The 26,368-nt window shown below is 60.8% G+C and carries 20 protein-coding genes; 5 read left to right on the top strand and 15 right to left on the bottom strand.

Translation table 11 applies throughout. The features are described 5' to 3' along the window. Positions 1-5 precede the first annotated feature (5 nt). The gene (locus tag ACF8R3_RS14325) at positions 6-776 is read left to right on the top strand and encodes a helix-turn-helix domain-containing protein (protein ID WP_392515764.1); all 771 of its coding nucleotides are present in this window, start codon (positions 6-8) and stop codon (positions 774-776) included. A gap of 10 nt (positions 777-786) precedes the next feature. Here ACF8R3_RS14325 and ACF8R3_RS14320 read toward each other — a convergent pair whose 3' ends face one another. Further along, the gene (locus ACF8R3_RS14320) at positions 787-1,368 is read right to left on the bottom strand and encodes a LysE family translocator (protein ID WP_392515773.1); all 582 of its coding nucleotides are present in this window, start codon (positions 1,366-1,368) and stop codon (positions 787-789) included. Positions 1,369-1,653: 285 nt separating this feature from the next. On the opposite strand from ACF8R3_RS14320, the gene ACF8R3_RS14315 reads away from it, so the two are divergent. Next, a complete protein-coding gene (locus tag ACF8R3_RS14315) occupies positions 1,654-3,225 on the top strand; it encodes a TerC family protein (RefSeq protein WP_058637763.1) in 1,572 nt (523 codons plus the stop codon). Here the strand turns inward: ACF8R3_RS14315 and rarD are convergent. Beyond that, complete coding sequence (rarD, locus tag ACF8R3_RS14310) at positions 3,188-4,075, bottom strand: EamA family transporter RarD (RefSeq protein ID WP_197844630.1); 888 nt, start codon at positions 4,073-4,075, stop codon at positions 3,188-3,190. The genes ACF8R3_RS14315 and rarD overlap by 38 nt on opposite strands. 33 nt (positions 4,076-4,108) lie before the next feature. Further along, positions 4,109-5,695: an EAL domain-containing protein gene (locus tag ACF8R3_RS14305; RefSeq protein WP_326383489.1), complete on the bottom strand. Its 1,587-nt coding sequence runs from the start codon at positions 5,693-5,695 to the stop codon at positions 4,109-4,111. Between the two features lie 295 nt (positions 5,696-5,990). On the opposite strand from ACF8R3_RS14305, the gene hppD reads away from it, so the two are divergent. Next, a complete protein-coding gene (gene hppD / locus ACF8R3_RS14300; protein ID WP_392515763.1) occupies positions 5,991-7,067 on the top strand; it encodes a 4-hydroxyphenylpyruvate dioxygenase in 1,077 nt (358 codons plus the stop codon). A 15-nt stretch (positions 7,068-7,082) separates the two neighbouring features. Here hppD and ACF8R3_RS14295 read toward each other — a convergent pair whose 3' ends face one another. Further along, entirely contained in the window at positions 7,083-7,895 is an 813-nt protein-coding gene (locus ACF8R3_RS14295; RefSeq protein ID WP_392515762.1) for a CSS-motif domain-containing protein, read from the bottom strand. Between the two features lie 393 nt (positions 7,896-8,288). Here ACF8R3_RS14295 and ACF8R3_RS14290 point away from each other — a divergent pair, with 393 nt between their 5' ends. Next, positions 8,289-10,259, top strand: a complete 1,971-nt coding sequence (locus ACF8R3_RS14290; RefSeq protein WP_392515761.1) for a response regulator — start codon at positions 8,289-8,291, stop codon at positions 10,257-10,259. Between the two features lie 18 nt (positions 10,260-10,277). On the opposite strand, the gene ACF8R3_RS14285 is transcribed toward ACF8R3_RS14290, so the two are convergent. From ACF8R3_RS14285 to ACF8R3_RS14255, 7 genes are all read right to left on the bottom strand, one after another. After that, the gene (locus ACF8R3_RS14285) at positions 10,278-11,333 is read right to left on the bottom strand and encodes a lipopolysaccharide assembly protein LapB (protein WP_078478592.1); all 1,056 of its coding nucleotides are present in this window, start codon (positions 11,331-11,333) and stop codon (positions 10,278-10,280) included. A gap of 185 nt (positions 11,334-11,518) precedes the next feature. Further along, on the bottom strand, positions 11,519-12,934 hold the full coding sequence (locus ACF8R3_RS14280) for an efflux transporter outer membrane subunit (protein ID WP_392515760.1): 1,416 nt from the start codon (positions 12,932-12,934) through the stop codon (positions 11,519-11,521). Next, positions 12,931-16,110 (bottom strand): efflux RND transporter permease subunit, encoded by a 3,180-nt coding sequence (locus tag ACF8R3_RS14275; protein WP_145257414.1) that lies wholly within the window; start codon positions 16,108-16,110, stop codon positions 12,931-12,933. Before ACF8R3_RS14275 ends, ACF8R3_RS14280 begins: the two co-directional genes overlap by 4 nt. 12 nt (positions 16,111-16,122) lie before the next feature. Continuing rightward, the gene (gene mexE, locus ACF8R3_RS14270; RefSeq protein ID WP_058637755.1) at positions 16,123-17,364 is read right to left on the bottom strand and encodes a multidrug efflux RND transporter periplasmic adaptor subunit MexE; all 1,242 of its coding nucleotides are present in this window, start codon (positions 17,362-17,364) and stop codon (positions 16,123-16,125) included. 169 nt (positions 17,365-17,533) lie between these two features. Beyond that, positions 17,534-17,821 carry a hypothetical protein gene (locus ACF8R3_RS14265; RefSeq protein WP_196126075.1) on the bottom strand — a complete coding sequence of 96 codons (288 nt, stop codon included), beginning with the start codon at positions 17,819-17,821 and terminating at the stop codon, positions 17,534-17,536. An 86-nt stretch (positions 17,822-17,907) separates the two neighbouring features. Beyond that, positions 17,908-19,260, bottom strand: a complete 1,353-nt coding sequence (locus ACF8R3_RS14260) for a GntP family permease (RefSeq protein ID WP_027914937.1) — start codon at positions 19,258-19,260, stop codon at positions 17,908-17,910. A 99-nt stretch (positions 19,261-19,359) separates the two neighbouring features. After that, positions 19,360-19,899 (bottom strand): gluconokinase, encoded by a 540-nt coding sequence (locus ACF8R3_RS14255; protein ID WP_392515759.1) that lies wholly within the window; start codon positions 19,897-19,899, stop codon positions 19,360-19,362. A 204-nt stretch (positions 19,900-20,103) separates the two neighbouring features. Here ACF8R3_RS14255 and ACF8R3_RS14250 point away from each other — a divergent pair, with 204 nt between their 5' ends. Beyond that, complete coding sequence (locus ACF8R3_RS14250; RefSeq protein WP_196186235.1) at positions 20,104-21,123, top strand: LacI family DNA-binding transcriptional regulator; 1,020 nt, start codon at positions 20,104-20,106, stop codon at positions 21,121-21,123. 28 nt (positions 21,124-21,151) lie between these two features. On the opposite strand, the gene ACF8R3_RS14245 is transcribed toward ACF8R3_RS14250, so the two are convergent. The 4 genes from ACF8R3_RS14245 to cobM all read right to left on the bottom strand — a co-directional run bounded on the left by ACF8R3_RS14245 (position 21,152) and on the right by cobM (position 26,334). After that, positions 21,152-24,433, bottom strand: a complete 3,282-nt coding sequence (locus ACF8R3_RS14245) for a transporter substrate-binding domain-containing protein (RefSeq protein WP_392515772.1) — start codon at positions 24,431-24,433, stop codon at positions 21,152-21,154. A 13-nt stretch (positions 24,434-24,446) separates the two neighbouring features. After that, positions 24,447-25,061, bottom strand: coding sequence for a response regulator transcription factor (locus tag ACF8R3_RS14240; RefSeq protein WP_058637752.1), 615 nt, complete (start codon positions 25,059-25,061; stop codon positions 24,447-24,449). 220 nt (positions 25,062-25,281) lie between these two features. Further along, complete coding sequence (locus ACF8R3_RS14235) at positions 25,282-25,524, bottom strand: DUF1272 domain-containing protein (RefSeq protein WP_078478598.1); 243 nt, start codon at positions 25,522-25,524, stop codon at positions 25,282-25,284. A gap of 63 nt (positions 25,525-25,587) precedes the next feature. Beyond that, the gene (cobM, locus tag ACF8R3_RS14230; protein ID WP_058637751.1) at positions 25,588-26,334 is read right to left on the bottom strand and encodes a precorrin-4 C(11)-methyltransferase; all 747 of its coding nucleotides are present in this window, start codon (positions 26,332-26,334) and stop codon (positions 25,588-25,590) included. Between the last annotated feature and the right edge of the window lie 34 nt (positions 26,335-26,368).

The following is a 26,368-nucleotide window of genomic DNA, read 5'->3' as shown; positions in this document are numbered from 1 at the left end:
CGACGATGCTTGAGGTATCTCGGTTCTGGCGTGATCCGGCACTGCCCTTCGTCGAGGCGCGTGTGGTGGGAGACGGGCGCCAGGTGTGCCACGCATCCCACTCCCACGAGAGCTTTTCGCTCGGGGTGATCACCGGCGGGCGCAGTACTTACGTCAGCGGTAATCAACAGTTCGAGGTTGCGGCCGGCAGCACCGTGTTAATCAATCCGGGCGTGATTCACGCGTGCAATCCTGTGTCGGGTCTGCCGTGGTCATACATCATGCTGTTCATCGACACGCCGTGGCTGGCATCGGTAGGTTTTACCTGGCCGAGCCAACGATACAGCGCAGCCCCAGGCCTGTATCAGCAGGTGCTATCGGTATGCGCCACGCTGTTTGACCCCGATGCGGCCGAGCGTGAGCAAGGCCTTATATCGATGCTGTGCGACCTGCCCAGCTTCCTCGACCATGAACCGGCGCCTGAGGCTGCGCTCAACCCGCGCCTTGAGGCGGCCGCAGCGTTCATCCGCGCCCACCGAAGCGATCCGCTAACGCTACAAGACATTGCCACGGCATGCGGCTTGTCGCGTGCCTACCTGATCCGTGCCTTTGGCAAGCGCTTCGGCCTGACGCCGCACGGTTACCTGCTCGATCAGCGTGTGCAACTGGCCCGGTCGCACTTGCGCCACGGGCAATCGATCGCCGAGGCAGCCCAGCACGCGGGCTTTGCCGATCAGTCGCACTTGCAGCGGGCATTCAAGCGGCGTCTGGCGGCCACCCCCGGGCATTATCGGTAAGCCGCAGAGTCTATATGACCAGCCCTACTGCGCTGGCGATCAACAACGCAGCAAGCGTACGATTCAATAGGCGCAGCGGGCGCGGGCTCTGCAGGTGCCGCCCTGCAACGCTGCCCGCCCAAGCCCAGCAGGCCACGGACACGAAGCATATCGGTGCGTATATCCCTGTAAAGATCCACAACGCCTGTTGCTCGCCTGCTGCATAGGCGCCCACCCCGGCCACTGCGGCAAGCCACGCCTTGAGGTTCAACCACTGCATGGTTGCCCCGCACCAGGCTGAAGGGGGCGCGCAGGTATGAGTGGCGCCCAGTGCGCCGTCGTCGCTGGCGAGTCGCAAGGCCATGTAAAGCAGAAACAGCACGCCCCCGGCCTGGAGCACACCCTGTAGCGGCGCCCAATGTGCCAGTAGCTGATGCAGGCCGTTGCCCACCAGCAGCAGGAGCGCGCAAAAACCCAGTGTCGCGCCTGCTGCGTGGCCCAGGCTGGCGGGAAGGCCGTGCCGAACGCCGCTGGCCAGGGCCACTACATTAACCGGGCCTGGCGAAATGGAGGCCGCCAGTGCGAAGGCGGCCATGGACAATGCTAGATTCATGGCAAAGTACTCACGGGTGATGTGCCGGGCATCATCCAGCCACAACGTCAGTCCGGTATTGAACAAAAGTGCCCACCCGGCGCCGGTGAACGCACCGGCTGCACACGGGCATAGGTTGCTAACGGTTTGTAATAGTTTTGCGCTTACCGGAAAACCTGCTGTGCTTGTAGGATCATCTTCCCTAATTGTTATTCAGGTCACTATGAGCACCTTCGCGGAGCCTCCCAGTCCCCGGCCTTGCTGGCCACATCGTTCAATCCCCTCAATCTCTACGAGTATTCGCTAATGGAATGGCTGGCTGATCCGACGGCCTGGCTAGGCCTGCTCACGCTTATCGTCCTGGAATTGGTATTGGGTATCGACAACCTGGTATTCATCGCCATTCTGGCTGACAAGCTTCCCCCTCATCAGCGCGACCGCGCCCGCATCATTGGCCTGAGCCTGGCGCTGATCATGCGCCTGGGTCTGCTGGCGAGTATTTCCTGGATGGTCACGCTTACGGCGCCATTGTTCGAGGTGTTCGACAAGAGTTTCTCGGGGCGCGACCTGATCATGCTCTTTGGTGGTGTGTTCCTGCTGTTCAAAGCGACCATGGAATTGCATGAGCGGCTCGAGGGCCATGTCGCCCAGACCAGCGGCCCGGTACGTCACGCGGCCTTCTGGCCAATCGTTGCGCAGATCGTGGTGCTCGATGCGGTCTTCTCTCTGGATGCGGTGATCACCGCCGTGGGCATGGTCGAACACCTGTCCATCATGATGATCGCGGTGATTTTCTCCATCGGTATCATGATCGTGGCCAGCAAGCCGCTGACCCGGTTCGTCAATGCCCACCCGACGGTCATCATGTTGTGCCTGGGCTTTTTGATGATGATCGGTTTCAGCCTGACCGCAGAAGGCCTGGGCTTCCACATCCCCAAAGGCTATCTGTATGCAGCGATCGGCTTCTCGATTCTGATCGAGCTGTTCAATCAGCTGGCCAGGGCGCGGCGCAAGCGCAGCCTGCAGCAGCATCGGCCTTTGCGTGAGCGTACGGCGCATGCGGTATTGCGTCTGCTCGGCGGTCGTCGCGTCGAAGCTGACGAAATCGGGGAAGAGATCGCCGACATGGTAGAGGGCAATGGCGAACAGGTGCTGTTCGATCGCCGCGAGCGGGTCATGATCAGCGGCGTGCTGAACTTGGCCGAGCGCCCGATCCGGACAGTCATGACCGTGCGCTCGGAAGTCGACGTGATCGATCTGGCTCAACCGCCCGACGCCATCACACACGCATTGATCAGTTCGCCTTACTCGCGGCTGCCGCTGATTCGTGATGGTCGGGTGGACGAGCCATTAGGCTTCGTGCACAAGAAAGAAATGCTCAAGGAACTGTTGTCGGGCAATCAGCCTGATCTGGAGGGCATGGCCCGCGCCCCGTTGAACCTGCTGGACAGCTTCAGCATCCTTAACGCCCTGGAACAGATGCGCAACCAGTCCACCCATATTGCTTTCGTGGTCAACGAGTTCGGGGATTTCACAGGCGTGCTGACCATGACCGATATTCTCGAATCCATCGCCGGTGAGCTACCTGACGCCAGTGAAGTCGAAGGGCCTGGGATCATTCAGGACAGCGAGGGCTTTGTCGTCAGTGGCGCAGTGAACCTGACCCAGGTGCAGGCTCGAACGGGCTTCGCTGCTCGTGCGACCGAGGACTACCAGACCCTGGCGGGCCTGGTGATGAGTTTGCTCGATCGCCTTCCGGTGGTAGGCGATCGTATTGCCTGGAACGGCTGGACGCTAATCGTCGAGGCTGTGGAAGAGCGCCGGGTACGTCAGGTGCGGCTTAAACCGAACGCCGACGGTGACGCAGCATGTGCTTGAACCCTTCGATGACCAGCACCACTACCGCAGCCCAGATGGGCAGGTAAGTGAGCCATTGGTCTGGACCGATGGTTTCGCCCAACAGCAAGGCTACGCCGACCAGCAGGACCGGCTCGACGTAGCTGAGCAGTCCAAACAGGCTAAACGGCAATAGCCTGCTGGCCAGGACATAAGCGATCAACGCGGACGCGCTGATCGCTCCCAGCACGGGGATCAGTACATAAAGGCCTGGATGGGCCTGCATGTCGGCGTTGGAGAGCGGCCCTTGCACCACGAAATAGATGGCCCAAGGCAACAGCAGGCACATGTCGCACCACAGCCCGCCTAGATGATCCGTGCCGCAGCGGCGCCTCAGCACGAAATAGATCGGGTAGCCGATAACCACCACCAGGGTTTCCCAGGCGAAACTGCCGTGCTGATACAGTTCATGGCCCACCCCAAGCGCTGCACAGCCCACTGCAATCTTCTGCAAGTGCGACAATCGTTCGCCGTAGACCAATCGGCCCGTGAGCACCATGGCCAGGGGCAACATGAAGTAACCCATCGACACTTCCAGGCTGCGTCCATGCAGCGGCGCCCACAGAAACAGCCACAGTTGCACGCCCATCAGCCAGGACGTACCCACCATACCCAGCAGCAGCTGGGGTGTACGTCTCACCCTGCGCAGCAATTCGCCCACCCTTGCCCAGTCCTTGGACACCAGCATGAACAGCGTCAGGCAAGGCAGAGTGAGCAGCGTGCGCCAACCGAAGATTTCCTCGCCGTCCAGTGGCTTGAGCAGCGATGTATAAAAGTACATCACGGCGAACAGGCAGGACGCCATGACCGATGTAACAATCCCTTTTGACACAAGTGCCTCGTATACAGGAGATGAGCGTTGAGATCAGCCGCGCATGATCTCAGGGGGCGTACTTTGCGGCAACCGCGAAGCGGCAGGCTGCGCCGCCAGCGTCTGCAGAAACTCGGCGGCAGGCATGGGCTTGGCGTAAAGATAACCCTGCTGGAAGTGAACCCCGTGTTGCTCGAGGTAATCGCGCTGAACTAGCGTTTCGACGCCTTCGGCCACGATGCCGAGCCCCAACTTGACCGATAGTTCGATGATGGTTTCGAGAACGGCAACGGACAACGCGTCCCCGCCGATCAGCGCAACGAAGCTCTGATCTATCTTCAGGTAATCCACCTTGAATTGCCTGAGGTAATTGAGGCTCGACTGGCCTGTGCCGAAATCATCGAGGGCGATCATTACGCCGATCTCATGCAACTGCTCAAACAACTCAAGCGTCGTGGGCGAGGGTTCGAGCAACTTGCGTTCGGTCAACTCCAGCGTGAGGATGACCCGACCCGGTGGGAAGTGGGCCAAGAATGCGCGGCAATCATCCAAAAGCTCAAGGCTGCGGCAGTGGTCGGCCGTGATGTTGATGCCGATGTGGAATCCGTCATCCATCAGGGCGGCGTAGGGCGCCAGGCTGCTCGCCGTGTGCTTGATCAGCGAACGGGTCATCGCCACGATCTGGCCGCTGTGCTCGGCATAGGGAATGAACAGGTCGGGCCTTACCAGCCCTTCGCTCGGGTGATTCCAGCGCATGAGCACTTCGGCACCGGCCCAGCGGTAGTCCCCTCGACGAACCACCGGTTGGAAATAGGGCAGGAACTCGTCGGCTTCCAGCGCCCTGCGCAGTTCGGCACGCGGCGAGGTAGCCCGCCTGACCTGCCAGTGGCAGGCAACGCCGGCAAGAACGCCCAGCACTGCCAGCAAGCCTAGAAGCGCCAGATAGTGACTGCGCCAAAGCCGGCTCGACTGCGGCGCCATGTAGCCGCCTTCAACGCTAAACGGATAGTGTGCAGACGCGATGAATACAGGGGCGCTTATCGCAACCGGGGCTGGACCCTGGTGCACAATGCCGTCTCGGCCCATCCAGGCGCTTCCCACGCGCAGGTACAGCGCATGGCCTGCACCGAGCAGTCGCAGCGCCATCAGCAGATGATCGCCATCGACCGTGGTGATCGCCGCACGGTCTTTGTCACTGGCGCGATAGACCAGCAGCGGGTGCCCAGGTGTAACGGAATTACCGTCCATCAACCACAGGTGCCCATCGACATAGTCGCTGGCTGTCACTGGTTCATCGAACGCGCCGAACAATGAACTGCAGTACAGCCGATCTTGCTTGACCAGGTTGGTCGAGCGAATGAAGGCGTTACGGGTGACTTCGCCACGTAACAGCAGCTGCGCCTCGGCGCAAGGGGTACCCGCCGAGGGGAGCAACGCGATCGCAGTACGTGAGGCCCCATCGAGGATGCGCTCGACGTGCTCGATGACCTGCTGGGCAGACGCTCGGCTGCCAGCTTGCAGATCACGCTCGATCTGCCAGTTCATCACGGCGATGCCGCATGCGATAGGGAATGCGCCGACCATCCAAGGCAGCAGGGTTCGCCAGCCGAAGCCTGAGCGCGATTTTCTAGAAAGGGGCATAGTGGCAACTAATCTAGGGAGACGCTACAAAGCATAGCCCTGTGCCCAGGGGCGAGGAACAAATACGGGACAAAACAAATTACGCTGTGTAGAATCGATTTACGAAAACAACAATAAGGCTCCTTTGTTTCGGAGGAGTCACACCTGCTGAGTACGGGTCCTATGACATACCCTGGCTTCAGATTGATCATCGGCGACTTCCTCGCGCGCAGTGTGCGGGGCATTCCGTGCTCCCCGCCAGCGCTGTTCGACATCCCAGGCAAACATTGAATCCGCTGCAGATGAGGACACGCACATGGCTGATATTTTCGACAATCCTATGGGTTTGATGGGCTTCGAGTTCATCGAACTGGCTTCGCCTACCCCCGGTGTTCTGGAGCCTGTATTCCAGATGTTGGGCTTCACCAAGGTGGCCACCCACCGCTCCAAGGATGTGCACCTGTATCGACAGGGCGACATCAACTTGATCCTGAACAATGAACCCAGAAGCGTAGCGTCGTATTTCGCCGCCGAGCATGGCCCGTCTATCTGCGGCATGGCCTTTCGTGTGCGCAACGCTCACGAGGCTTACGCCCGCGCCCTCGAGCTGGGCGCTCAGCCGGTCGAAATCGAAACAGGTCCCATGGAATTACGTCTTCCGGCGATTAAGGGCATTGGCGGTGCCCCGCTTTATCTGATCGACCGTTTCGAGGAAGGCAGCTCGATCTATGACATTGACTTCAATTTCATTGACGGCGTGGATCGCCACCCGACCGGTGCGGGCCTGAAGGTCATCGACCACCTGACCCATAACGTGTATCGCGGGCGCATGGCCTATTGGGCCGGCTTCTACGAGAAGTTGTTCAACTTCCGCGAAATACGCTACTTCGACATCAAGGGCGAATACACGGGTTTGACCTCAAAGGCCATGACTGCGCCCGACGGCATGATCCGGATTCCGCTCAACGAAGAATCGTCTAAGGGGGCGGGGCAGATCGAAGAGTTTCTGATGCAGTTCAACGGTGAAGGCATCCAGCATGTCGCGTTTTCGACCGATGACCTGGTCAAGACCTGGGATGCTCTCAAAGGGCTGGGTATGCGGTTCATGACCCCGCCACCGCAGACCTACTACGAAATGCTTCCCGAGCGCCTCCCTGACCATGGTGAGCCGGTGGATCAGCTTCAGGCACGTGGCATTTTGCTGGACGGAGCAGCACAAGCCGGGGACAAACGACTGTTGTTGCAGATTTTCTCTGAAACGCTGCTGGGGCCGGTGTTCTTCGAGTTCATCCAGCGCAAGGGTGACGATGGTTTCGGCGAAGGCAACTTCAAGGCGCTGTTCGAGTCCATCGAGCGGGACCAGGTACGCCGTGGCGTGCTGAGCGTCGAGTAATGGCCGGCAGTGCCGTCATCGTCCTGGGCGATCGACGGCACTGTCTCGCTGCCTGACGCGCATCTTGCCCAACACCACGTAAATTACCGACCCCGTCATGAGCCCCACCAGCATCAATGAAGGGAGCACGTTGAACACGGCCGTGCGGATTTCCTGGGCGATGTAACCCTCGGGATAGCCACCCAGCACCCGGTAAGGGTAATGAGTGGATGCCAGTTCATGGGTAAATTCGGCGACAGAAGGCCTTTCACCGTGCAGGCTATCGCCATCCTTCCATACGGCGTGCTTGTCAAACTCGAGCACGAGTGTGAGTCCGTCTTTGAAAGCGTCAAGTTCAGAGCGTAATTGTATCGGAAAGCTTGTTGCAATCACGCCTGTTCTCTCACCTTGCAAGTGCATGTTCATCAACAGATAGCCCTGCGCATCCAGCATTTGGTGATCGAATGTCAAGAACTCTCCCGTCGAGGCGATTTCAGTCAGCACTTCAAGCGAGTCCGATGCGGAGTTGCAATAGGCCTTGCCGTCCTCGATAACTGCGAGCGACCTGAGCATTGAACGGCTGGTCACTTGGTCGACCAGGGCGCGTTTGATCCTACTGCAAGGCTGACCTGCTAGTGGCAGCGTACTCATGGCGACTTCATGCACACGGTCCAGGGCTTGATCGACGCTGAAAACCGCCTCGCGCACCGACACTTCAGCGTTCTCTTCTAGCTTGGCCTCCTGCTGATAGTTAATGACCAGCAGTCCCGAAAAGACAGGTACCAGACCTACTGCCATCAGCAGTACCAACTCAAGCAGGCTACGTCCCGCATGCACGAACTTGTCCATTGATAACCGTTCCTCAAGCCTCGCGCTGCCCAGGATGGGCGGCTGGTTTGATCCTAGGTCGTTGTCAAAAGCGGCACTGTAGGGGGAGAGCCGTGAAAGTGTGGGATTTGGTTAGGCTTGGTGTAGCTGTCATCCGTTTATCTAAACGGTATCGCAGCCGATCGACGCGCTCGCATCGGCGCATCCGGGGCAGGGAGGTCATTGTGTGGCGTTGGCCTATGCTAACGTGACACGTCGCACGAGCCCTGTGCGTAGGCCCACATCCAGACCACAGCCTTTGCTTTATGACGGAGAATCACATTGGTCGGCAAAAAAGGAACTAGAGCCCCAACCGCATCGGTCGCAAGGGAGCTGTCCAAACGCGCACTCTCGGGCGATTTGAAGGAACAGGTGATGCGCTTCGATTGGTCGCAAACGGCGCTAGGGGCCTTGCCACACTGGCCTGCCTGCCTGCGCATCGCCGTCGATACAATGTGTCACTCACCTTTTCCGTGTGCAGTGGTGTGGGGCAATCAGCTGACAGTCATCCCCAACGACGCCTATGTGGCGCTCAAGGGGGCGGCAGGCACATTGGGCGCGCGTTTCGATACGCTGTGGCACGACCAATGGGAGAGTCTGGGCCCGTATGTGTTCGACGCGCTAGCGGGCCGTTCCAGTTTTATCGAAGAAGCGCCAGTACGCGTCGGTCATTGCGATCACGCTGAAGGACCTTGGTGCGCCTTGGGTTATACCCCACTGAACGATGAGCTGGGGGAGGTTGCAGGGTTTGTCCATACAGTTATCGAAACCAGTGCGAACAAAGGAGGGCGTGAGCATTGGCGAAGCCTGGCCAAGTCTTTGGAGAGGCAGATTGCCTCTCATGTCAGTGAGCTGGAAAGGCTCTGGCAGCTCTCAAGCGACGCCATGATGACGGTCACCCCCGACCTCAAGCTGCACAATGTCAATCCCACCTGGCTAAGCCTTCTAGGATGGGAGCTGGAGCAGGTGCAGCACTTGCCCATTCTGTCCCTGGTCCATCCTGCAGACCTTGCGCAGGTCCAGCTAGCGATTGAATCGCTGCTGCATCGCAACGATACCCACCCGATCGAGACACGCTTGCGGCACCGTGAGGGTCACTACCACTGGTTCAGCTGGAGTGCGCGAGTGGGTGCGAGATTGGTGACCATCGTTGGGCGAGACATCACCGGCGCACGCGAAGACGCCATGCGTCAGTCCCGCATGTTGATGCGTAACACCGAGCGCATGGAGGCGGTGGGGCAGTTGGCCGGCGGCATGGGCAACGAGATGAACAACCTGCTAGCAGGCATTGGGGGTGGGCTGGAGTTACTGCAACTGCGGCTCCAGGAAGGGCGCCTGGAACGTGTAGAGGAGTACGTGAAGCTTTCTCGTGATTCGGTGCTACGCGCCATGGAGCTGACTCAACGCCTACTCGCTTTCTCTCGTGATCGGCCGTCGGCCCCGAGACCGCTTCATCTCAATCGCCAACTACGCCTAAGCGAGCCACTGCTGCTGAGCGCTCTGGGCCCCGAGATGCACATTGACTGGCAACTGGACGTCGCATCCTGGGTCGTGTCCTTGGACGTTGCGGCATTGGAAAACGCACTGCTGTGCCTGTGCGCCAAAGCGCGCGAGGCATGCCTTGGCAAGGGCACCGTGACAGTTCGGAGCGTCAACGAACGGCTGAGCGTGCCTTTTCCGGATGAAACAGGACTGCCTGCGGGCGACTATGTGGCCGTGCATGTCGCCGATGAAGGTCATGGCATGCCGGCCAGCGACGTGGCCAGGGCTTTCGAACCCTTCTTCACCAGCAAGCCTCCAGGTCGGGGTGCTGGGCTGGGGCTGTCGATGGTCTATGGTTTCGTACGTCAATCGGGTGGCTATGCGTGGATCGAGTCTGCAGTGGGCGATGGGACCAAGGTGAGCATGCTGTTCCCCCGCTGCTTTGAGGCCGTTCACGAAGCGCCCGTCGGCCGCAAAAGCCCGGGTCGGGTGGGGAGCGGCGAGCGTGTATTGCTGGTAGACGATGAATTGAACCTGCGTACGGTGATGCGCGAATATTTGCTTGAATCTGGCTTCGATGTCACCGATGCCGCAGATGCCAATAGCGCTCTGCAGCGCTTTCGCCAGGATGAGCCGTTCGATCTGGTGGTTACCGACATCGGGTTACCCGGCAGCTTCAGTGGCAGGCAAGTGGCCAGGGCCATGCGCATGCTCAAGCCCGAACAAAAAATTCTGTTCATCACAGGCTATGCCCTGCAAGAGATCGAGTCAGACTCCATTCAACAGCCCGGAACGGCACTTCTGCGCAAGCCGTTCCAGCTGGCGCAGCTGGTGGAGCAGGTACTGGAGATGATCGACAACTGATACGGGGCTGCCGTATGCCTAAAGGTCTTTCTGCAGATAAGGATCATCCGGGTTCTGGCGCTCGAGTTCGGCGAGCAGCACCTGCACATTCTGCAACTGCCCGGACTCTTTCCAGTACTCGATCAGCAGGACTCTGGCTTGCCGATTGGCGGGCGTCCTGCTCAGAATGGCTTCCAACTGCCTTTGGGCCGCATCCAGTTGCTCAAGATCATGCAGGGTCTTGGCAAGGCTCAGACGATACTCGGCATTGTCCGGCTCTAGTTCCACCGCCCGTGACAGCGCCAGCAGTGCGTACTCCTGCTGGTCGTGACGAATCAGCCAACGGCCGAGCTCATGCTGCAAGAACGCCGAATCGGGGTTTGCTGCCAGCGCATCGGCCAGCACCTGACGTGAAGCATCCTGCGCCCCTTGGCGCTCAAGCAAGGTCACCTTCAACGCCACGGCATCGAGGTTACTGTCATCGCCTGCCAATGCCCGCTCGATGGCAGCGCCCGCCTTGGCATACTCGTCCTCGTGCAGGTACAGGCGAGCAAGCTGGACCTGAGCATCTACGTCCTGGGGCTGGGCGAGCAGAACCTCTTCCTGCGCTTGAATGGCGTTGTGCATGGCGCGGATGTAAAGGCCCATGCTGTCCGGGGCCACGCCCAGCAGCGCCGTTACGGCGGCAAAACGAACGCTCTGATCGCTGTCTTCGAGCAGGGGGCCAAGTATCACACTCCGCTGAGGCCCAGGCAGCAGACGGCTGATCGCCGCCACGGCGGCGCGGCGTACGATCGCATCGGCATGATTCAGATCTGCCTGGGCAAGCTTGAAGGCTTGCGCAGACGGATAGTTGGGCAGCTCGGCATACAGGGCCGCTCGGCGGATGGCCGGTAGGTCACGGCGCTGCAGCTGTTGGTACAAGACCCGTGCAGCGCCGGGCTGACCGTCATGTGCCTGGCGCAGTGCCTTCACGTAACTGTGCGGGGGCAGGGCTGGCTGTTCAGGCTCCACGTCGCGCCACAGATAGCCGAACAGCGCTGACAGCATCATCAACGCCAGCAGTGCAATCAGGTAGCGGGTACGTCTTGGCATCGGACGGTCCGTGTGTCAGGAGTGGCAAAGCTTGGGCCAGCCTACGGGCAAATGCAACCGGGGCTGGGCACGCGTGTGGCGGGCTGGGCGTGAAACCCCAAGCCTGAGCAAAAAAAGCCCCGCAGAACTGAATCGGCGGGGCAAACGGTCGGTCATGGACCCACCAAAGGAGCCTGTGGGGCTGCTCAGTGCGAACTGGCCACCGTGTCGGGTTGCCAGCCGCCACCGAGTGCCTTGTAGATCGAAACGATTCCTCGATAGAGGTCGACCTCGCCTAGCGCCTGCGCATCTTCCGCACTCAGGCGCTCGCGCTCGGCATCTAGCAGCACCAGATAATCGACTGACCCCTCGCGGTAGCGGATCGACGCCAGGTCGGCCGCCTTGCGGCTGGCTTCGCTCTGACGCATCAGCGACAGCAGGCGCTGCTGGATCTTGTCGTAGTCGCTGAACGCGTTGGCCGACTCTTCCAGCGCCAACAGTACCTGCTGCTCATAATTGGCCAGCGCGCCTTGCGCGTCGGCCTTGGCGCCGCGCAGCCGTGCCCTCACGCTACCCAGGTCAAACGCCGCCCAGGTAATGCTGGGGCCCAACCCCCAGGCGCCCGCTGCCGAGGAGCCGAGCTGAGAGCCGCGCGCTGCGGTGAAGCCCAGGAAACCGCTCAGGCTCACCCGGGGAAACAGATCTGCCGTCGCCACCCCGACGTTGGCGGTGGCTGCGGCAAGCTGGCGCTCGGCGCTGCGGATGTCCGGACGGCGGCGCAGCAGTTCACCCGGATCGCCCACAGGCAGGGCCTTGGCGATGGCGGGCAGGGCCTTGGGCGAAAGGTCCACACCGATTGCGTCAGGCCGACGGCCCAGCAAGGTGGCGATGCGATGCCGCGACCTGGCCTGTTGAGCCTGCAACTGCGGCACACTGGCTTCAACCCCTGCCAGGCGCGCGTCGGCCCGCACCACGTCCAGTTCATTACCCACCCCGGCATCGCGCAACGTTTCAGTGATGGTACGTGACTGTTGCTGCGTCTTGAGGTTCGCCAAGGCAATGTGTTCACGCAGTTGTGCGCCGCGCAGCTGGCCATAAGCGTCGACCAGCTCGGCGATGAGACTGACCTGAAGTTGCTGAAGGTCGGCCGCCGCTGCCGCTTCCTGAGCCTGGCTGGCTTCGATCTGGCGGGAAATTCGCCCGAACAGGTCGACTTCCCATGCCATATCCAAGCCCAAGTCATAGCGCTCGGCATTGACTCGGTGGTCGGTCTGGCCAGGCACTTGGCCTTTACCCACTTCACTGCTGGCACGGCTTGTCACGACCGGGAACTGATCGTTTTCGGCATCGTCCCGTATTGCCCTGGCGGACTTAAGCCGTGCGAAAGCGACCCGTAGATCTCGGTTGCCCTCCAACGAGGCCTGCACCAGTTGGTTCAGGGTAGGGTCGTCGAACTGTTTCCACCACAGGCTTTCGAAATGGGTGCGGTCATAGGCCTTGGCTTGGGCGTCGACCTCCAGCTGGGCTGGAGCAGTGGCCGGAGCCTGGTAATCAGGTCCCACCGCGCAAGCCGCCAGGGCCAGGCTGAGCAGGCTCGGTGTCAGGTGTTTGAACAGGTTCATGCAGGGTTCTCCAGCGGATGGACGCGCTCGGCCTTGCGGGCCTGACGGCGCTCGACAAAACGGCGGATCAGGAAGAAGAACACTGGCGTCAGGAACAGGCCGAACACCGTGACACCGATCATTCCGGAGAACACCGCCACGCCCATGGCATGTCGCATCTCCGAGCCCGCGCCCGAGCTGAACACCAGTGGTACGACACCCATGATGAACGCGATGGACGTCATCAGGATGGGGCGCAAGCGCAGACGGCAGGCTTCGAGCACCGCAGCCAAGGGGTCGAGGCCTTTGGCCTGCTCGTCCTTGGCGAACTCGACGATCAGGATGGCGTTCTTGCAGGCAAGCCCCACCAGGACGATGAGCCCGATCTGGGTGAAGATGTTGTTGTCGCCTCCCGAGACAATGACCCCGGTGATGGCCGAGAGCAGCGTCATCGGCACGATCAGGATCACGGCCAAGGGCAGGCTCCAGCTCTCGTACTGGGCGGCCAGTACCAGGAACGCCAACAGCACGCACAGCGGGAACACGAACAGCGCAGTGTTGCCCGAGAGGATCTGCTGGTAGGTCAGGTCCGTCCACTCGAAAGTCATGCCGTTGGGCAGTTCCTGCTTCAGAAGTTTCTCGATGGCCGCTTCTGCCTGGCCTGAGCTGTATCCAGGCGCCGCTGCGCCATTGATTTCCGCGGTGATGAAGCCGTTATAGTGCATCACGCGGTCGGGCCCGGAAGTGTCGGTGACCTTGAGGAACGTGGCCAGTGGGATCATCTCGCCCCGGTTGTTGCGCACCTTCAGTTGGCCGATCTGCTCGGCGTCGAGTCGGAACTGCTGCTCGGCCTGCACGTTGACCTGGTAGGTACGTCCGAACCGGTTGAAGTCGTTGGTGTACAGCGACCCCAGGTACACCTGCAGGGTGTCGAAGATATCGTTGATGGCCACGCCGTGGGTCTTGGCTTTCTCGCGATCAATGGCCGCGTCGACCTGCGGCACATTGACCTGGTAGCTGGTGAACAGGCCCGCGAGCTCTGGCACCTCATGGCTCTTGGCAATGATGTTCTGGGTTTCCTTGTACAGCGCTTCGTAACCCAGGTTGCCACGGTCCTCAATCTGCAGGCGGAAGCCACCGATGGTACCCAGACCCTGCACGGGCGGCGGCGGGAAGATCGCGATGTAGGCGTCCTGAATGTCCGCGAACTGGGCGTTCAACGCCGCGGCGATGGCAGCTGCCGACTGGCTGGGGTCCTTGCGTTCGTCGAAGGGCTTGAGGGGAGTGAACACGATGCCGCTGTTGGGGCTGTTGGTGAAGCCGTTGATCGAAAGGCCCGGGAACGCGACAGAGTCCGCCACGCCCGGTTGCTTGAGGGCAATCTCGCTCATGCGCTTGATTACCGCTTCGGTGCGGTCAAGGCTGGCGGCATCTGGCAGCTGGGCGAAAGCCACCAGGTATTGCTTGTCCTGGGCAGGTACGAAACCCGTTGGCGTGGAGGAGAACCCCAGGTAGGTCAGGCCCATCAAACCGGCATAGACGAACAAGGCGATACCACTGGAGCGGATCACTCGGCGAACACCGCCTACGTAGCGATGGCTGGCGCGGTCGAAGAAGCGGTTGAACGGGGCAAAAAGCCAGCGGCCCAGCAACTTGTCCAGCAGCCGCGAGAACGTGTCCCGGGGTGCATGGTGGTCTTTGAGCAACACCGCTGCCAAGGCAGGGGACAGTGTCAGCGAGTTGAACGCCGAAATCACCGTAGAGATCGCAATGGTCAGGGCAAACTGCTTGTAGAACTGCCCGGTCAGCCCCGAGATGAACGCTGCAGGGACGAACACCGCGCACAACACCAAGGCGGTGGCGATAATCGGGCCTGTCACCTCGCTCATGGCTTTTTGCGTGGCCTCGAGCGGTTTGAGGCCCAGCCCGATGTTGCGCTCGACGTTTTCCACCACCACGATGGCGTCATCGACCACGATGCCGATTGCCAACACTAATCCGAACAAGGAAAGGGCGTTGAGCGAGAAGCCGAACAGGTGCATCACGGCAAAGGTGCCGATCAGCGATACCGGCACGGCCAGCAACGGAATGATCGATGCGCGCCAGGTCTGCAGGAACAGGATGACCACCAGCACGACTAACACCAGTGCTTCGAACAGCGTGTGCACCACCGCCTCGATCGAGCCGCGCACGAACACGGTGGGGTCGTAGACGATGCTGTAGTCCATGCCTTCGGGGAAGTCTTTCTTCAATTCCGCCATCTTCGCGCGCACTTCATCGGAGATCTCGATGGCGTTCGAGCCTGGGCGCTGGAAGATCGGGATGGCCACGGCGGGCTGGTTGTTTAGCAGCGAGCGCAGGGCGTACTGGCTGGAGCCCAGTTCGACGCGAGCGATATCCTTCAGGCGCGTGATTTCACCGTCCGCGCCGGCCCGGATGATGATGTTCTCGAATTCTTCCTCATTGACCAGGCGACCCTGGGTGTTGATCGAGAGCTGGAAGCTGGTGGAGCCTGGTGCGGGCGGAGCGCCCAGCTGTCCCGCAGCCACCTGGCGGTTCTGCTCGCGAATCGCGGTAACCACATCGGTGGCCGTCAGGTTGCGCGAGGCGGTCTTGTTAGGGTCCAGCCACACGCGCAAGGAATAGTCGCCCATGCCAAACAGTTGCACATCACCCACACCGCCCAGCCGCGCCAGCTCGTCCTTGATGTTCAAGATGGCGTAGTTGGACAGGTAGAGCATGTCATAGCGGTTGTCCGGTGAGGTCAGGTGCACGACCATGGTCAGGTCGGGCGAGGCCTTGTCCACCGTGATACCGATACGGGTCACTTCCTCGGGCAGCTTGGGCTGCGTGCGGGTCACACGGTTCTGCACCTGTACCTGGGCATTGTCCAGATCGGTCCCCAGGGCGAAGGTGATGGTCAGGGTCAGCTTGCCATCGGCGGTGGACTGCGAAGACATGTAGAGCATGTTCTCGACCCCGGTGATGGCTTGCTCCAGGGGCGCGGCGACGGTTTCGCCGATGACCTTGGGGTTGGCACCCGGGAAGTTGGCGCGCACGACGACCGTGGGCGGTACGACTTCGGGGTATTCGCTAATGGGCAACTGGAACAGCGATATGGAGCCGGCGATCAGCAGCACCAGTGACAGCACCGCCGCGAAGATGGGCCGGGTGATGAAGAATTTGGAGAAGTTCATCGGTGGGGTTCCTCAACCGCGCGGCGCAGGGGCGCTGGCGCCCTGGTTGGTGGTGCCGGCCACTTTGGCCGTGCCGGTGCTCGCTTCCAGCGCCTGACGTTGCTGGGCGAGTGCGGCCAGTGTCTGCTCACTGGCCATGGGCGCTTCTTCAGGAGTGACCTGAGAGCCCGGGCGCACGCGCTGCAGGCCCCTGACGACGATGCGATCGTCCTTGGCTAGCCCGCTGCGCACGATGCGCAAGCCCTCGAGCTTTGGCCCCAGCTCGACAGCGCGGTAGGCCGCCTTGTTGTCCTTGTCCATGACCAGCACGAACTTCTTGCCCAGATCGGTGCCCACCGCTTCATCGTTGATCAGCACAGCATCGTACTGTGCGCTGCCGACCAGTTTCAGGCGTGCATACAGGCCAGGGGTGAATTCACCGCGCTTGTTGTCGAACACGGCCCGGCCACGAATGGTGCCGGTGCGTGGGTTGACCTGGTTGTCGACGAAGTTCATCTGCCCTAGATGCGGGTTGCCAGTCTCGTTGGTCAGGCCCAGGTAGACCGGTGTGCTTTGCCCGCGCTGGCCTTGGCGGGCCAGCTGCGTGTACTTGAGGTAAACGCGTTCGTCAGCATCGAAATAGGCGTACACCTTGTCGGTGGAGACCACGCTGGTCAGAGGCGTGACGTCGGCAGTGACGATGTTGCCGGCGGTGAACTGCGCGCGGCTCACGCGGCCGTTGATAGGGGAGGTGACCCGGGTGAAGCTCAGGTTCAGACGTGCCAGGTCAAGTTGCGCCTGGATGGCATCTACGCCGGCGCGTGCTTCGGCCGCAGCGCTGTTGCGTGATTCTGCCAGTTCGGCGGAGATGGCATTGCTGTCTCGTAGCCGCTCGCCCCGGCGGGCTTCGTTGGCGCTTCGGATGGCACTGGCCTTGGCTTGTTGCAGCTGGGCCTCAAGGCGGCGGACCTCGGCCTGGAACGGCCGTGGGTCGATCTGGAACAGCAGGTCACCTTTGCGCACCTGGGCGCCTTCGGTGAACGCCACCTGGTCGATCTGACCCGAGACACGGGGGCGCACCTCGACGGTTTCCGGCGCTTCCAGGCGCCCGGTGAACTCGTCCCATTCGTTGATCGGCTGCTCGATCACCTTGGCCACGGTGACCTTTGGAGCCGCCGGGGCCTGCGCGGCATCGGGGGTTTTGCTGCAAGCGCCGAGCGCTACCACTGCAAGGGCTGCAAGTGGGACGCCGAAAGGTTTGAGTGACTGCTCCATGGAGAACTCCGCCAATATATTAGGAATGGGCGGAGTGTGAGTGTGTTGCGCGCGGGGAACGAATCGAATGGGCTGAAGGTTAATATCATGGCGAATGATATGAACCCGTCGCTTATCGCCTTCTGGCGATACGGCAGCTGCATGGGGCGCTACAGGCGCCCCCAACAGCTCAGGGCTGGCTTGCACCCTTGCCGGTTGTGCCTTCCGAGCCAGTGCCGTCCATGCCTGGTAAATCCTGGTTGTCGTTCAGCTGGGCTGGCGGGCTGTCTGGATCGTTGCCCTGTAGCCTTGGATCCGTATCACGGGGCATAGGCTTTTCAATCGGGTTGAGCGTGCTGTCTGCGCCTGGCTTGGGTGCCTGGTTGTGTGGGTCATCCGGGTAAGTAGGCCCGGTCCCGGCAGCGAGGGCCAGGGGTGAGGCGAGCAGGGCAAGCAGCAGGATGCTGGGGCGATTCATGGCAATCTCCTTAGCGACGGGCAGGGCAGGTTCGTAACCTTTTGGCCTTGCCCGGCAGTTCAAAGTGCCAGCACCCCGATCAACGGTCACACCACCAACGACAGCGCCATGATGAACACGATGCCGACCACTGATAGCAGGGTCTCCATCATGCTCCAGGTTTTGAAGGTCTCGGCCACGGTCATGTTGAAGTACTGCTTGACCAGCCAGAACCCGGCATCGTTGACATGGGACAGAATCAGCGACCCGGCACCGGTCGCCAGCACCAGCAGTTCACGGTTCACCCCAGGTACCAGGTCGATCACAGGTGCCACGATCCCTGCGCCGGTAATGGTCGCCACGGTGGCAGACCCCGTGGCGATTCGAATGACCGCAGCGACCAACCAGGCTAGCAGAATCGGCGAGATCTCGGCTTGCACAGCCATTTGCCCGATCACGTTGCCAACGCCAGTATCGACCAGCATTTGCTTGAAGCCGCCGCCGGCGCCAACAATCAGGACAATCGCAGCCGTGGGCGCGAGGCTGTGATCGAGCATCTTCATGATCTGTTGGCGATTGAAACCGCGCGCCGAGCCAAAGGTGTAGAACGCCAGCAGCAAGGCGGCGAGCAATGCAGTGATAGGGTGCCCGATCAGGTCCATCCATTGGCGCACGATGTGCTCGGCAGGCAGCACCACGTCGGCGAAGGTCTTGAGCAGCATCAGTACCACCGGCAGCAACACGGTAATCAAGGTGACGCTGAAGCTCGGCAGGTTGGCCTGGTCCGATTCCTTGGCGATCTGGTCCATCAGCTCCTGGGAAGGGTGCCCGGGGATATAGCGCGAGATGAAGTTGCCGAACAGGGGGCCGGCGATAATGGCTGTGGGCAGGGCCACGATCAGGCCATAGAAGATGGTCTTGCCGATGTCGGCGTGGAAGATGCCGATGGCCAGCAACGGCCCTGGGTGCGGCGGTACCAGGCCGTGCACGACCGATAGGCCTGCCAGCAAGGGGATACCGATCTTGATCAGCGAGACCCCGGAGCGCCGCGCGACGATGAAGACCAGGGGGATGAGCAGGACGAAACCGATCTCGAAGAACAGCGGAATGCCCACCAGAAAGGCAGCGAACATCATCGCCCAATGCACGTTCTTCTTGCCAAAGGCCCTGATCAGGGTTTGAGCGATCTGGTCAGCCCCGCCGGAATCGGCCATCAGCTTGCCCAGCATCGTCCCCAGTGCGAGCACGATGCCGACGAACCCCAGCACGCCTCCGAAGCCGTCCTGGAACGACTTCATGACCTTGGCTACCGGCATGCCAGAGGTCAGGCCAAGGAAACCGGCAGCCAGGGTGAGGGCGACGAAGGGGTGCACCTTGAAATGGGTGATAAGCAGAATCAGCCCGACGATGGTAACCAACGCGTCGAGGAGCAGGAAGGTATCAGTAGCCAGTCCGAACATGGTGTGTAGGCCTCGGTCTTATCGTTGTTTTTGGCGGAGCTTGGTGGGTAAGTCGTTAGTAAGACAGCGCTGTCTTGGCGATGCGAAGTGCGAGCAGGCTCAGGCAGTCTGCGCAACACTGTGCTCGGCGCAGCGCTTGAGCCAGCCGTCTACCGCCTCGGCGAGCGCAACGATCGGCTGGGTGGCATCCAGTGTCAGGGTAAGCGGTTCATCGTAGGGTGGCTCAAGGGCGGCGAACTGGCTCTGGATGAGGCTAGCCGGCATGAAATGCCCTGGTCGCGCCAGAACCCGTTGCCTAGCCTGGTCAGGGGTGAGCTCAAGAAAGACGAACATCAGCCCAGGCATCGCGCAACGCAGCGTGTCGCGGTAGCTGCGCTTGAGTGCGGAACAGGTGAGAATCGGTCGAGTGCCGGCCTGACTTATCGCTTGCATTTCCTCGCCCAGACGGACCAGCCAACCAGCACGGTCAGTGTCATCCAGGGGGATACCGGCGCTCATCTTGTCGATATTGGCCTGCGGGTGAAAAGCGTCACCTTCGATCAGGTGCCCGCCGCTGTAAGCGGCGATGGCCGATGCGATGCAGCTCTTGCCGCAGCCGGCCACACCCATGACCACGATGGCGGGCAGTGGGGAATTCATCTGTACCTCCTGCAGGGTGGGACAGCGCTGTCTTAAGCTCGGGCAGCGCAGTCTCCCCAGTGTTATTGATCTTGTGCTTACGCAGTATGGACGCCGTGCGGCAATCACCTGAGGGCAACGTGCAAACAGCCGTTGCCTACGTCCTGAGACAGCGCTACCTTAGAGGCCGTTCCCAGTCCTTGCAAGTAGTAAAATTACAACATTATGGCCCGCATTGGTTCGCGCACTACTGGTCGTCCCACCCTGGCTGAAGTCGCCAGAATGTCCGGGGTTTCCCCCATAACTGCATCCCGGGCCTTGCGCGGCGTCACGACCGTGGCCCCGGAACTCGCTGCCAAGGTCATGGCTGCGGCCACGACCCTTGGCTACGTGGCCAATCCCGCCGCTCGGGCGTTGGCATCTGCCCGCAGCCACTCGGTCGTGGTGCTCATACCGTCACTGTCCAACCAGTTGTTCATCGACACCCTCGAAGCCATCCATGATGTGATGCGCCCACGAGCGCTGGAGGTGCTGATCGGCAACTACCATTACGATACCGCCGAGGAAGAAAACCTCATCCGCAACTATCTGGCCTATCAGCCATGTGGGATGCTGCTGACGGGTTTCGAACGCACTGACGCTTCACGTCAGATGCTCGCGGCCAGTGGCGTCCCCTGCGTTCACATGATGGAACTGGATGGGGATGCCGACGCGTTGGCGGTAGGCTTTTCCCAGCACCAAGCGGGCCGGGCCGCGGCTCAACACCTGATCGAACGTGGTTGCACACGGCCTGGATTCATTGCGGCACAGCTCGATCCCCGGGTCATGCAGCGGGCCGAGGGCTTTCGTCAGGCGTTGGCCGAAGCTGGGTTGCACGCGGCCGAGCGAGAGGTCCTGACCCCAGCACCGTCGTCCATCGCACTCGGCGGTGAGCTGTTCAGCCGCCTGATCAGGCAGGCGCCGGCAGTGGACGGTATCTTCTTTTGCAATGATGACCTCGCCCAGGGCGCTGTGCTTCAAGCGCTGCGCCAGGGCATCAATGTCCCGCAGCAGGTTGCCATGGTTGGCTTCAACGATCTGCCGGCTTCGGCGCACATGGTGCCCAGGCTTACTTCCATTCGCACGCCAAGGGCTGCGGTGGGGCGGGTCGCCGCCCAGGCATTGTTGACGCTGCTCGATGGCAAAGCCGTCACGCCAGCCCGGCAGGACCTGGGGTTTGAGTTGATGGTGCGAGAAAGCTCCTGAGATTCAACACCCAAGTGATGCGACCGCTTCAGTTCCGCTCTGGTGGTTTGGGCATGGTCTCCAAGGTGGCAATCAGGTCTTGCAGCAGCACTTGCAGGGTGCCCTGGAGTACGCGACGCAAGTCGTCTACAGGACCACCTGCTGCAAGCGCCTGCTCGAGCGCTTCGCAGTCGGCAACCAGGTGACGTACCTTGAGCATTTTGGCCCCACCCTTGATACGGTGAGCCAACGCCTTGAGTGCGCCATCCGAGGCTCGCCCGTCAAGCGTACGCAGCGTTGCAAGGTCTTCGGCCACGCTTTGCGACAACTGCTCGATCAGATGCCGGATCAAATCGTCGTCGTCGCGGGTCAAGTGACGTAATTCGGCCAGGTTCAAGCCAACGGGCCGGGCAGGTGCAGGGGCTGCTTGCGGCTTGCCAGCCAACTGGGGCAGGTGTGCTTTGAGGCCGTGCAGGCCGATAGGCTTGAACAGGCAGTCATTCATTCCGCTGGCCAGGCATCGCTCCCGCTCCTCGGCCTGGGCATTGGCGGTCACCCCTAGAATCGTTACGGGCGACAATCCTTGCCGGCGTTCTTGAGCACGGATACGGCGAGCCAGTTCGTGACCGTCCATCACAGGCATGCTGCAGTCGGTGATCACCACGTCAAAGTGCGCTTCACGCCACAGTTGCAGCGCGATTTCGCCGTTCTGCGCCTGGGTCACCTGATGCCCCAGTGCGCGCAACTGGCGGTCAAGCAACAGCAGGTTAGCCGGATAGTCGTCCACGACCAGAACGTTCATCGTGCAAACGTCAAGGTCCGTGGCTGAGTCCTGCTTGTCGGCACTGAGCTCAGGGGCGCACTGGGGCAGGGCCATCACGATCTGTACCTTGGTGCCCACGCCTTCGACACTTTGCAGCGTCAGCGTACCGCCCATGAGCTCGGCAAGAGCCCGGCTAATGACAAGACCCAGCCCGGTACCCTGGCGCGCACGGGGCCCGTCGACCTGAACGAATGCATTGAACAGACGCGCCTGGTCCGCAGGACTTATGCCAATACCCGAGTCGCGGACACAAAGCTCGACGCACTGGCGTTCTCCTTGCAACGACGTGTGCATCGAGGTGTGGACTTCACCACGGTCGGTGAACTTGATCGCATTGCTGATCAGGTTCGACAGCACCTGCTTCAGGCGCGCAGCATCTACCTGAACCCACACAGGTTCGGTGGGTAGGTCACAGGCAAGCTCAAGGCCCTTGGCCCTCGCATTGCCCTCGAAGACGCGAACGGTAGCGCGCACCAGGTCCACCAGGTCGGTGGGGGTCGGCTGCAAACTGATGTGGCCTGATTCGATCCTGGAAATATCAAGAATATCGCCTATCAGCGCTAGCAGACCCAGTGCTGACTCATGCGCGGTCTCGAGCATGTGGGTATCGCATCGACCGTCGCGACTGTCCTCGAGCGCCAATTCCAACAAGCCGATCACGGCATTCATGGGGGTGCGTATCTCGTGGCTCATGGTGGTCAGGAACGTGCTTTTCATGAGGCTGGCCTGCTCGGCTTCATCCTTGGCATGGCGAAGCTGCTCCAGCAAGCCACGACTCAGCGCCAGTTGTGTCTGCAGGGCGCGCTCGGCTTCGACTCGCTTCTGGATCAGTTTGCGCAGGTAGCTGTTCCAGAAGACGACACCTGCGATCAGCAACGCCGCAAGGACCAACACCTGTAGTGCCAGTTCTCGGTAGTTGCGCCATGGGCTGTCGCTGACCACGGTGCTGGTCCTCCAGCGATTGATCAATTGCTCGAGTTCTTCGGGCGCTATGCTCAGTAAGGCTTTGTCCAGGATCGATTGCAATTGTGGCTGATCGGCCGCGACGGCAAACGCCGCAACGGCCGGATCTTCGTCAAGAATGCTTGCGATCTGAAGTCGGTTCTTGAAGACGTGACTGATGTAGTAAGCCGCATTGATATGGCTGCTCAAAGCGGCATCGGCACTGCGATTGACCACAGCCTCCATCAGGTCCAGGGGGTTGTCGACTTCGACAAGCCGGGCCTGGGGGTAGCGCTGTTGCAGCATGGCGCGCTGCGGAGAGCTGCGAATCAACGCGATTCGTTGCGGTTCAAAGCGCTGGCTACCGGCCTGCAACGGGTAATCGGCGCGGGTAACGAGCACACGCGGGCTGATCAGGTAGGGCCGTGTAAAGCGCACGTGCTTGGACCGTTCGGCGCCGTAACCCAACGCGCCGATCATCATTGCGTCGCCTTGGCCCAGGCGGTCGATCATGGACTGGGCGGACTCGGCTTGCCTGATATGAAATTGCAGCCCGGTCCTCAGGGTAATTTGTTTGAGCAGGTCCAGGGTTATGCCACTGGGCCGCTGCTGGTCATCGTAGAACGTCAAGGGCGCCAAGGCCGGATTGATCAACACGTCTACGACCGGGTGAGCCGTGATCCAGGCTTGCTCCTCGTCGGTCAGTACACTCAGGTGGCGCTGTAACAAAAGACTGGTGTTGCTGTTGCTCCAGCGCTTGAGAATGGCCAGGCGCTCGCTTTCGCCAATCCGGCGCAGTGCTTTGTCGAGCAGTTGACGCAGTGCATCGTTATCGCGTGCCACTGCAAAGGCAAACGCCTCAGGAACAATCGGTGAGAAGTGATCGATCCGCAGTGCGCCTTTGAATGTCTTGCCAATCAGATAGTCCGTGCTGATAGCATCGCCCAGGTAGGCGTCGGCTTCGCCCATTGCCACGGCGGCCAGACCCGCCTGGGTAGAGCGATACAAAATCAGTTGCGCTGCCGGATAAAGGGCGCGGGCACGATTGGCCGGCAGATAATGGTCAACCATGGCCAGACGCAGCCCTGCAAGGTCGTGGGCAGGTGCAAGGCGCTGGCCTTCCCGGGTCACGATCACCGGCAGGTCATCGGCATACGCTGTAGTCAAGCTCAACCCGGCGTCTGCAGCCTCAAAGCTGTTGGAGCTGCCCAGCACGTCCACACGTCCTTCATGCAGCGCCTCTATGGCCTGATAGCGGCTATCGAAACGTTTGACTTCAACGGCTATACCCAACAAATCTGCAATGATGCCGACGTAATCTGCCGTCAGGCCTTCGTAGTCATTGGGACTGACATTGATATCGAATGGCGGATAGTCGGGCCGGGAAGTGCCCAACACCAAGCGCTTGCGGGCGTCCAGCCACTGGCGCTCGGCCGTTTGCAGCTTCAAAGGCTGCGTGGCACTTACTGAACGGGCCAGCAAACTGCGCGTCTCGCTGGCCAGCGACTGCGCGACGGCGCACGCCAGCACCATCAGCAGGACGGTGCTCGCCAGCACGCGTTTGATCGTCATGCGCCGCTCAGTAGACGTGGTTACGCTTGGCGAGATCGACCATCTCAACCAGTGACTCGGTCTTGAGTTTTTCCATGATCCGGCCGCGGTAGGTGCTGATGGTTTTGGCGCTGAGGTTCATGCAGCTGCCGATGTTCTTGTTGCTTTCTCCACGTGTCAGGCGCCTGAGGACTTCCATTTCGCGGTTGGAAAGGCTCGCCAAGCGCACCGGCTCGCTTTCCAGCGAATTGCTGTTGACCGACATCTGCGGGAACGTCGAATAGCCTTTTACCAGGGCCTTGAGCGCGAACAGCAAGGCTTCGTGATCTTCCTCCTTGGTCACGAATGCGCCGATGCCTGCGTCAAGACAGCGGCGTACATACAAGTCTGTTGCCTGGCCGGTGAGGACCATGATTTTGGGCACCTGATCGAGCGATTGCAGGCGCTTGATGACTTCCATGCCGTCCAGCCCAGGCAAACCGATGTCCAGAATCACCACGTCCGGTTTCAGCTCGCGTGCCATTTGCGCGACTTCACTGCCATTGCCCACTTCTGCGATCACATTGAAACGTTCATGTTCGAGCAGCATGCGCAAAGATAAGCGGACGATGGGGTGGTCCTCCACGATCAGCACGTTGGTCATTAGGAAAACTCCTGTTCAGATGTGGTCCAGCTCCTGAGGTACTCAGGAATACTTCTGTAAGCGGGTTGTCAGAAGCGCAGCACGATACGACCATTACCGAACTTTAGTAATGCCGAGTATATGAGGTGTTGAATTACCCTCAAGGGGCTGTTGAAAATTCCTACAAAAAGGAGGCCGATTCAGCGGCGTTTGGCCTATTGTTGGCCGCCGAACCGTAAGATCAGCTACACGCTGTGTGTACTTTACTTACGCGTGCTGACGATGCAGGGTGCTCAACCAAAGATTTGCCAATCCGCGCGGGTCGAGCTGCAAGCATCCCCTGGCAGTTGGGGCATCGACCTTGCAAACGTTCCTGCGCACACCCTCGGCAAAAGGTGCACTCGAAGGAGCAGATGAAGGCATCGAGGCTGTCACCGGGCAGGGCGGCGTCACAGCACTCGCAGTTGGGGCGCAATTCCAGCATAAGCGTGATTCCTGTCGGGACTGTCTGCACGCAGTGTGTTCCGGACCGGAACTGGCTGGCAAGCTAGACGCGGTAAAGGTGCGCATGCCCCGCACGGTAAAGGGCCGATTCGGCGAATGGCGTGTCGCCCAGTACTCGGCCCACCAGAATCAACGCGGTGCGGCGATAACCTTTGACAGTGGCGCGCTCGACGATGTCGTCCAGTGTGCCTCGCACCCAATTCTGGTCCGGCCAAGTGGCGCGGTAGACCACGGCAACGGGGCAGTCGCCACCGTAGTGCGGCAGTAGCTGTTCGACGATGCGTGCCAGGTGCTTCACCCCCAGGTGAATGGCTAGCGTCGTGCCATGGCGCGCAAGCGCCTCCAGCTGCTCGCCGGCTGGCATGGGCGAGCTGTCTGCGAAGCGGGTGAGGATCACGCTCTGGGCGACGTCGGGCAAGGTCAGTTCGCATCCCAGTAACGCGGCGCTGGCAGCCACGGCGGTGACGCCTGGCACAATCTGATAGTCGATGCCAAGACGCTGCAGATGGCGGATCTGTTCACCGATGGCGCCATAAAGGCTCGGATCACCGCTGTGCACACGCGCGACATCCTTGCCCTGCGCATGGGCGCACTCGATGGCGTCGATGATCTGCTCGAGGTGCAGTTCTGCGCTGTTGATCAGGGTATCGGCGCAGTGGCCTTCCAGAACGGCAAGGGGGACCAGAGAGCCGGCATAGATGATGACAGGGCAGGTGCGAATCAGGCGCTGCCCCTTGACCGTGATCAGCTCGGGGTCGCCGGGGCCTGCGCCGATGAAGTAAACCGTCATGGTATTCCTGAATGATTGACAAAGGTGAGCGGGA

The organism is Pseudomonas sp. FYR_7, from assembly GCF_043106155.1.
Lineage (GTDB): Bacteria > Pseudomonadota > Gammaproteobacteria > Pseudomonadales > Pseudomonadaceae > Aquipseudomonas > Aquipseudomonas parafulva_B.
This window is presented reverse-complemented; position numbering and strand designations above follow the sequence as displayed.

Bases quoted from the DNA above. Each gene is read 5' to 3' on its own strand.
- ACF8R3_RS14275 (WP_145257414.1), bottom strand. From the start codon at position 16,110: ATGAACTTCTCCAAATTCTTCATCACCCGGCCCATCTTCGCGGCGGTG.
- ACF8R3_RS14240 (WP_058637752.1), bottom strand. From the start codon at position 25,061: ATGACCAACGTGCTGATCGTGGAGGACCACCCCATCGTCCGCTTATCT.
- ACF8R3_RS14235 (WP_078478598.1), bottom strand. From the start codon at position 25,524: ATGCTGGAATTGCGCCCCAACTGCGAGTGCTGTGACGCCGCCCTGCCC.
- ACF8R3_RS14315 (WP_058637763.1), top strand. From the start codon at position 1,654: ATGGAATGGCTGGCTGATCCGACGGCCTGGCTAGGCCTGCTCACGCTT.
- ACF8R3_RS14265 (WP_196126075.1), bottom strand. From the start codon at position 17,821: ATGAATCGCCCCAGCATCCTGCTGCTTGCCCTGCTCGCCTCACCCCTG.
- hppD (WP_392515763.1), top strand. From the start codon at position 5,991: ATGGCTGATATTTTCGACAATCCTATGGGTTTGATGGGCTTCGAGTTC.
- ACF8R3_RS14320 (WP_392515773.1), bottom strand. From the start codon at position 1,368: ATGAATCTAGCATTGTCCATGGCCGCCTTCGCACTGGCGGCCTCCATT.
- ACF8R3_RS14255 (WP_392515759.1), bottom strand. From the start codon at position 19,899: ATGAATTCCCCACTGCCCGCCATCGTGGTCATGGGTGTGGCCGGCTGC.
- ACF8R3_RS14325 (WP_392515764.1), top strand. From the start codon at position 6: ATGCTTGAGGTATCTCGGTTCTGGCGTGATCCGGCACTGCCCTTCGTC.
- ACF8R3_RS14290 (WP_392515761.1), top strand. From the start codon at position 8,289: ATGCGCTTCGATTGGTCGCAAACGGCGCTAGGGGCCTTGCCACACTGG.
- ACF8R3_RS14295 (WP_392515762.1), bottom strand. From the start codon at position 7,895: ATGGACAAGTTCGTGCATGCGGGACGTAGCCTGCTTGAGTTGGTACTG.
- ACF8R3_RS14260 (WP_027914937.1), bottom strand. From the start codon at position 19,260: ATGTTCGGACTGGCTACTGATACCTTCCTGCTCCTCGACGCGTTGGTT.
- mexE (WP_058637755.1), bottom strand. From the start codon at position 17,364: ATGGAGCAGTCACTCAAACCTTTCGGCGTCCCACTTGCAGCCCTTGCA.
- ACF8R3_RS14285 (WP_078478592.1), bottom strand. From the start codon at position 11,333: ATGCCAAGACGTACCCGCTACCTGATTGCACTGCTGGCGTTGATGATG.
- cobM (WP_058637751.1), bottom strand. From the start codon at position 26,334: ATGACGGTTTACTTCATCGGCGCAGGCCCCGGCGACCCCGAGCTGATC.
- ACF8R3_RS14250 (WP_196186235.1), top strand. From the start codon at position 20,104: ATGGCCCGCATTGGTTCGCGCACTACTGGTCGTCCCACCCTGGCTGAA.
- ACF8R3_RS14305 (WP_326383489.1), bottom strand. From the start codon at position 5,695: ATGCCCCTTTCTAGAAAATCGCGCTCAGGCTTCGGCTGGCGAACCCTG.
- ACF8R3_RS14280 (WP_392515760.1), bottom strand. From the start codon at position 12,934: ATGAACCTGTTCAAACACCTGACACCGAGCCTGCTCAGCCTGGCCCTG.